Genomic DNA, 6,411 nt, shown 5'->3' on the forward strand with positions numbered 1-6,411 from the left:
ATCTTGAGCCCTGGGAGCATGCCGATGGCGCCGCAGGTGCGGAAGGGCAAGCGCCGGCGGATGGCGGAGCCAAAGCCGCCGAGCCAGAGCTCCCTTATCCCGGTTCGGATGCGCCGCCCAACCGCGCCAAAACCTTCGACTACGGTTTCGACGACGCGTCGGCAGCGCAGACCGACGGCAACAAGGCAAAACCCGAGACACGGGACGAGAAAATGGCGCCAGCCCCTGAAAAGCGTGGCGGCCTCAACGGCATCGCCGCCGGCATCATCGGCGGCGTCATCGCGCTGGTCGGCGCCGGCGGGCTGCAATTTGCCGGCCTGCTCGGCGCGCCGGGTTCCGGTGCCGGCGTCTCGCTCGATGGCGTCAATGGCGACATCGCCTCGCTGAAGACCGAAATCGCCGGCTTGAAGGACGCCGGCGGCAATGGCGATGCAGCGGCGAAGATGGTCGGGCTGTCCTCGGGCCTGGAGCAGGTCAAGGCCGATGTCGCGGCGCTGAAATCGGCTGTCGAGAAAGGTGGAGCAGGCGACGCGGCCGGCGTCACCGCACTGGGCGACAAGGTCGCGCAGATCGAGACGGCGGTCGCCGCCCTCGGCAAGGCGGGCAGCTCGGCGCCGGTCGATCTTGGTCCGCTCACCGAAAAACTGGCAGGCCTCGACGCGCAGGTGAAGTCGGCCGGCGAGGCGGCGACCGCGCAGGATGGCCGGCTGAAAGCGCTGGAGCAGTCTGTGTCGCAGCTGTCCGGCAAGGTCGAGGCGGCGGCGGGACAGCCGAAGATCGCGCTTGCCATCGCGGCTTCGGCCTTGAAGGCGGCGCTTGAGCGTGGCGGGCCGTTTTCGGCCGAACTCGAAACCCTCGCCGCGATTTCGCCTGATGCGCCGCAGCTTGCGGCACTGCGCCCCTATGCCGAAAAGGGCGTTCCAACCCGCGCCGAGATCGCATCGCAGGCTGATGCCGCCGCCAATGCCATGGTCACGGCGGCAACGCCTGTCGATGAGAATGCCGGCTTCGTTCAGAGCCTTCTGTCGAGCGCGCAATCGCTGGTCAAGGTCAGGCCGATCGGCGCCGTCGAAGGCGCCGGCGCACCGGAAACCGTCGCGCGCATGGAGGCGGCGGTCAACCAGGGCGACTACGCCAAGGCACTCAGCGAGTATGAAACGCTGCCCGAGGCCGCCAAGGCCGCGGGCGCCGACTTTGCCGGCAAGCTGAAGGCGCGCATCGAGGTCGAAACCCAGGTCGATGCGCTGATCTCGGGCGCGATGAAGGCATGAGGGCAACACAATGATCCGCCTGCTCGCCTTCCTCATCGTCGTTTTCGCGCTCGGGTTGGGCTTTGCCTGGCTGGCCGACCGGCCGGGCGACATGGTCGTCACTTTCAACGGCTATCAATACCAGGTCAGCCTGATGGTGGCGGCGGTGGCTGTCGTTGCCGTGGTCGCTGCGGTGATGATCCTGTGGTGGCTGCTCAAGGCGCTGTGGAACAGCCCTTACACCATCTCGCGCTATTTCCGTGTCCGCCGCCGCGATCGTGGCTATCAGGCGCTGTCGACCGGCATGATTGCCGCCGGCGCCGGTGATGGCGCGCTGGCCCGCAAGAAGACCAAGGAAGCCGCCAAGCTGATCCGTTCCGACCAGGAGCCGCTGATCCACCTGCTCGAAGCGCAGGCGTCGCTGCTCGAAGGCGATCATGAAGGCGCGCGGCAGAAATTCGAGAGCATGCTCGACGATCCCGAAATGCGGCTGCTGGGTTTGCGCGGGCTTTATCTGGAAGCCGAACGGCTCGGCGACCGCAACGCCGCCAGGCATTATGCCGGCCGCGCCGCCGCTGTGGCGCCGCAACTGGCCTGGGCGGCGGAATCGACGCTGGAAGAGCTGACCGCGCGCGGCGACTGGGACGGCGCCCTGAAACTCGTCGACGCGCAGAAAGCGACACGGCAGATCGAACGCGATGCCGCCAACCGCCGCCGCGCCGTGCTGCTGACCGCCAAGGCGCAGGCGCTTGCCGACAGCGATCCCGCCGCCGCCAGGACGGCCGCGATCGAGGCGAACAAGCTCAGGCCCGATTTCGCGCCTGCCGCCGTGGCCGCCGCGGCCGCACTGTTCAAGCAGAACGATGTGCGCAAGGGCTCGAAGATACTCGAGGCGGCGTGGAAGGCCGAGCCGCATCCGGAGATCGCCGAGCTCTATACCCATGCAAGGCCGGGCGACGCGGTGCTCGACCGCCTCAACCGGGCGAAGAAGCTGCAGGAGATGAAGAAGAACCACGCCGAATCGTCGATGACGGTGGCGCGCGCCGCGCTCGACGCGCAGGATTTCGCGACCGCCCGCCGCGAGGCCGAGGCGGCGATCCGGATGGACCGTCGCGAGGGCGCCTATCTGCTGCTCGCCGACATCGAGGAGGCCGAGACCGGCGATCAGGGCAAAGTTCGGCAGCTGTTGTCCAGGGCGCTGCGGGCGCCGCGCGATCCGGCCTGGGTCGCAGACGGCGTGGTATCGGAACGCTGGGCTCCGGTATCGCCGATCACCGGCCGGCTCGACGCCTTCGAGTGGCGCGCGCCGATGGAGCGTCTTGGCCAGTTGATCGACAGCCATGATGACGCGCCAGCGGGTGCGGCACCGGTTATTGAAGCATTGGCAAAGCCGACGAGCGAAAAAAGGCCGATCGAAGTGATCGACGACGCCGGTGGCGAGACGTCGGCGGGCAAGCAAGCTGAAAGTCGCGAAGAAGATCATGTCAGGCCAATCACGGCAGCGGCCTTCGCCGCGGTGCCGAGCGATGCCGAAGGCGTCGAGCCGGCCGAGGAGCTTGCGCGGCTGCCGGACGATCCCGGCGTCGATCCGGACGAGGAAGCGGAGAAATCGCCGCGCCGGTTTCGGTTGTTTTGAGTTGGGCAGGCCGTCAGGCCGTTGGGGTATGGATCTATGTTTGAACGCGTTCTGTCGTTTCTCAGGGATTTGCCGGCCGGTGCCGGCACGCATGCCAGCACGGACGATCCGCGTGTCGCCGCCTCGGCGCTGCTCTACCATGTGATGAACGCCGATGGCGTGCGCCAGGATGTCGAGTGGGAGCGGTTCAAGGCGGTGCTGGCCGAGAGCTACTCGATCAGCGGCGCCGAACTCGAAGCGTTGGCCGCTGCCGGCGAGCGGGCCGACAACGAGGCGATCGATCTCTATGCCTTCACCAGCGTCCTGAAGCGCCATCTCGATGCCGATGCGCGCAAGGCCTTCATCGGCCTGATGTGGGAAATCGTCTATGCCGACGGCGAGTTGCACGAGCTCGAGGACAACACCGTCTGGCGCGTCGCCGAGCTGATCGGCGTCGAACGCCACGATCGCGTCGAGGCGCGCCGCAAGGCGGCGGCGCACGCGCCCGGCGCCACCGGAACATCGAGCGACGAATAGGATCTTCGCCTTCCCATGCCACGCCAAACGAGTTCGAAGCCAAAGATCCTGATCGTGCTGCATCAGGAGAGTTCGAGCCCGGGGCGTGTCGGCCATATGTTGCTGGAAGAAGGTTTCGATCTCGACATCCGCCGGCCGCCGCTTGGCGACGCCTTGCCCGAAACACTGGACGACCACGCCGGCACGGTGGTGTTCGGCGGCCCGATGAGCGCCAATGACGACGACGAGTTCGTCCGCCGCGAGACCAACTGGCTGGAAATACCGCTGAGGGAGAACCGGCCATGTCTCGGCATCTGTCTCGGCGCGCAGATGCTGGTCAACTGTCTCGGCGGCAAGGTCGAGGGTCATGGTGAAGGGCTGGTCGAGGTTGGCTGGTATCCCCTGAAGGCGACCGAAGCCGGCAAGCAACTGATGCACTGGCCGGAGATGGTCTACCAGTTCCACCGCGAGGGTTTTTCGCTGCCCAGGGACGCGACGCTGCTGGCGACGGCCGAAACCTATCCCAACCAGGCCTTCCGCTACGGCGACAATGCCTGGGGCATCCAGTTCCATGGCGAACTGACCAGGGTGATGATGCAGCGCTGGGTGGTGCGCGGCGCGCATCGCTTCGAATTGCCCGGTGCCCAGCCCGGCCGCGATCATCTCGGCGGCCGGCTGATCTGGGACATGCATCTCAAGCGCTGGCTGGACGAGTTTTTGCGGATGATCTTCGGCAAGCCGAGCAGATAGCTGAACCGTCGTCTGAACGGATTTCAGGCGACCCGCTTTAGGTCTTTGTCTTCATGCATGTCGTTCTCCCAAAACCGGGGCCACTTTTGGGCGACATGCATTAAGGTTCGAGCACCGGCCGCAGGAAGCTGCGCTCGTAGCTGAGAATGCTGCGATTGCGTTTTTCCATTTCGAACACTTCCTGGCATTCCGGGTCGGCAGCCATCCGTTTGCGATAGTCCTCGTAGTCGGCAAGGCTCGGGAAGCTGAACATGGCATAGGCGATGTTGCTCGCCCCTTCGCTTGGAAGGAAATAGCCGTGATGGTTTCCGCCGAGGCGGTTGACCAGAGCTATCCAGCGACGACCATAATCTTCGAACTCGGCAAGCTTGTAGGGGTCGATGACGTATTTCAGGTAGCAAGTGATCATGAGAGCTCCTGTGGCATGGGCTAGGCACGTCGGCTGTCAACCGTGGGAAGATCAGTTGCGCCCGTTGAGGTGGCGCACCTTGCGCAGTTGCGGAAACAGCACCACCCACAGGCCCGCGACGGCGATGGCGCCGATGCCGCCGATCACCACGGCCGGCACCGTGCCGATCAGTGCGGCCATCGTGCCGGCGCGGAATTCGCCGACCTCGTTGGAGGCGCCGACAAAGACCTGGTTAACGGCGTTGACGCGGCCGCGCACCTCGTCGGGCGTCCACAGCTGGATCAGCGTCTCCCTGATGTAGACGCTGAACATATCGGTGGCGCCAAGGAAGACCAATGCCACGATCGACAGCCAGGTGATGGTCGACAGGCCGAAAACCACGGTGAAGGCGCCGAACGAGGCTGCGGCGGCCAGCATGATCATGCCCGCGTGGTTGCGAAGTGGATGCCCGGCCAGCCAGATGGCGACGCAAATGGCGCCGATGCTGGGCGCCGAGCGCAGCAGGCCGAGGCCCCACGGGCCGAGCTGGAGGATGTCGCGCGCATAGACCGGCAGCAGCGCCGAGGCGCCGGACAGGAGCACGGCGAACAGATCGAGCGAGATGGCGCCGAGCACGATCTTCTCGCTCCAGATGTAGCTGAACCCGCCGAGCAGGTGCTGCATCGTCGGCTTGTCCGACTCGGTGCGCTGCGACGGCTTCGGGATGGTGAAGATCAGCAGCCCGGACACAAGCATCAGGACAGCGGCGGTTCCGTAGGCCGCTTCCGGCGACACGCCGTAGAGCAGGCCGCCGGCGACGGGTCCGACGATGGTCGCCGTCTGCCAGGCCGATGAATTCCAGGCGATGGCGTTGGCGAAATCCTGAGGCGGCACCAGATTGGCGAACAGCGAGGCCGAGGCCGGACCGAAGAAGGCGCGGGCGACGCCGAACATGGCAAGCACGCAGAAGATCGGCAGCGGCCCGCTGATGCCGCGCAGCGCCAGGAACAGCAGCGCCAGCGCGCACATCGCCTCCACCACGACCGCCAGCGCCATGATCAGGCGGCGGCCGAAGCGGTCGGCGACGACACCGGTGACCAGCACCAGAAGCAGCGACGGCAGGAATTGGACGATGCCGACCAGGCCGAGATCGAGCGGGTCGCGGGTCAAATCGTACATCTGCCAGCCGACCGCGACGGACACGATCATGGTGGCGAATGTGGTGAGGAAACGCGCCGCCCAATAACTCAGGAAGGAGCGGTGGCGGAACGCGGCATAGCGCTGGTCCGGTGATATCTGTTCGGCGGTCATGATTTAAGAGGCCCCTTTGCAGTGGCGTCAGCTGGCGGGGCACTTCCACGATGGGCGCTGGTCCGGCTGGCGGAACTTTTAGCTCAGTTCGCCGCGGATATGCGTCAAAATCAGTGCTGGATCAAGGAATTTTCAGCCCGTTCCATCGCCGGCACGCGGAAGTTACTGCCGCAGCGCGACGGAGATGGCGTCGAGGCCGCCGCGCAATTCGGCTTCCGTCGGCCAGCCGAAGCCGACGCGGAAGAAGCGTTTTTCCATCTCGAACCAGTGGCCGGGTCCGACATAGGTTCCATGGTTCTCCAGCAGGTTCGCATAGAACCGGTCGAGGTCGAAGCCGGGTTCGACATCGAGGCGCGGGAAGCCTACGACACCGCCTTCGGGCCTGATCCAGTCGACCAGCGGTTCGCGGTCGATCCAGGCCTGGACGATGTCGCGGCGCTTGGCCATTTCGGGCAGCAGTGTCGCCAGGAAGGCGTCCCGGCGCTCGAGCATGCCGCGGGCAATGCCTTCGTCGATGACGCTGCCGCAGATGCCAATCTGCTCCTTTGCGGCGAGGAATTTTTCCTGAAGCACCGCATCCC

General features: G+C 65.7%; 6 protein-coding genes and 1 pseudogene. 4 read left to right on the plus strand and 3 right to left on the minus strand.

The genetic code is table 11. The annotated features are described in order from the left end of the window. The 4 genes from EN932_RS25760 to EN932_RS25775 all read left to right on the plus strand — a co-directional run. A partial coding sequence (locus EN932_RS25760; RefSeq protein ID WP_128369156.1) for a COG4223 family protein occupies nt 1-1,271 on the plus strand: 1,271 nt, incomplete at its 5' end. A gap of 10 nt (nt 1,272-1,281) precedes the next feature. Further along, nucleotides 1,282-2,886 (plus strand): heme biosynthesis protein HemY, encoded by a 1,605-nt coding sequence (locus EN932_RS25765; protein ID WP_063173337.1) that lies wholly within the window; start codon nt 1,282-1,284, stop codon nt 2,884-2,886. A 36-nt stretch (nt 2,887-2,922) separates the two neighbouring features. Continuing rightward, complete coding sequence (locus tag EN932_RS25770) at nt 2,923-3,402, plus strand: TerB family tellurite resistance protein (RefSeq protein ID WP_013528912.1); 480 nt, start codon at nt 2,923-2,925, stop codon at nt 3,400-3,402. A 15-nt stretch (nt 3,403-3,417) separates the two neighbouring features. Next, nucleotides 3,418-4,131: a glutamine amidotransferase gene (locus tag EN932_RS25775; RefSeq protein ID WP_013528913.1), complete on the plus strand. Its 714-nt coding sequence runs from the start codon at nt 3,418-3,420 to the stop codon at nt 4,129-4,131. Nucleotides 4,132-4,231: 100 nt separating this feature from the next. Here the strand turns inward: EN932_RS25775 and EN932_RS25785 are convergent, their stop codons facing one another. From EN932_RS25785 to EN932_RS25795, 3 genes and pseudogenes are all read right to left on the minus strand, one after another. Then, entirely contained in the window at nt 4,232-4,540 is a 309-nt protein-coding gene (locus EN932_RS25785) for an NIPSNAP family protein (RefSeq protein WP_024503037.1), read from the minus strand. A 51-nt stretch (nt 4,541-4,591) separates the two neighbouring features. Then, nucleotides 4,592-5,830: an MFS transporter gene (locus EN932_RS25790; protein ID WP_013528915.1), complete on the minus strand. Its 1,239-nt coding sequence runs from the start codon at nt 5,828-5,830 to the stop codon at nt 4,592-4,594. Nucleotides 5,831-5,992: 162 nt separating this feature from the next. Then, nucleotides 5,993-6,411, minus strand: a pseudogene (locus EN932_RS25795) (aspartate aminotransferase); the annotation flags it as partial.

It is taken from the genome of Mesorhizobium sp. M7A.F.Ca.US.002.01.1.1, assembly GCF_004022955.1.
GTDB classification, from domain to species: Bacteria; Pseudomonadota; Alphaproteobacteria; order Rhizobiales; family Rhizobiaceae; genus Mesorhizobium; species Mesorhizobium ciceri.

Coding starts and splice junctions, on each gene's coding strand:
- EN932_RS25765 (WP_063173337.1), top strand. CDS start 1,282: ATGATCCGCCTGCTCGCCTTCCTCATCGTCGTTTTCGCGCTCGGGTTG.
- EN932_RS25790 (WP_013528915.1), bottom strand. CDS start 5,830: ATGACCGCCGAACAGATATCACCGGACCAGCGCTATGCCGCGTTCCGC.
- EN932_RS25775 (WP_013528913.1), top strand. CDS start 3,418: ATGCCACGCCAAACGAGTTCGAAGCCAAAGATCCTGATCGTGCTGCAT.
- EN932_RS25785 (WP_024503037.1), bottom strand. CDS start 4,540: ATGATCACTTGCTACCTGAAATACGTCATCGACCCCTACAAGCTTGCC.
- EN932_RS25770 (WP_013528912.1), top strand. CDS start 2,923: ATGTTTGAACGCGTTCTGTCGTTTCTCAGGGATTTGCCGGCCGGTGCC.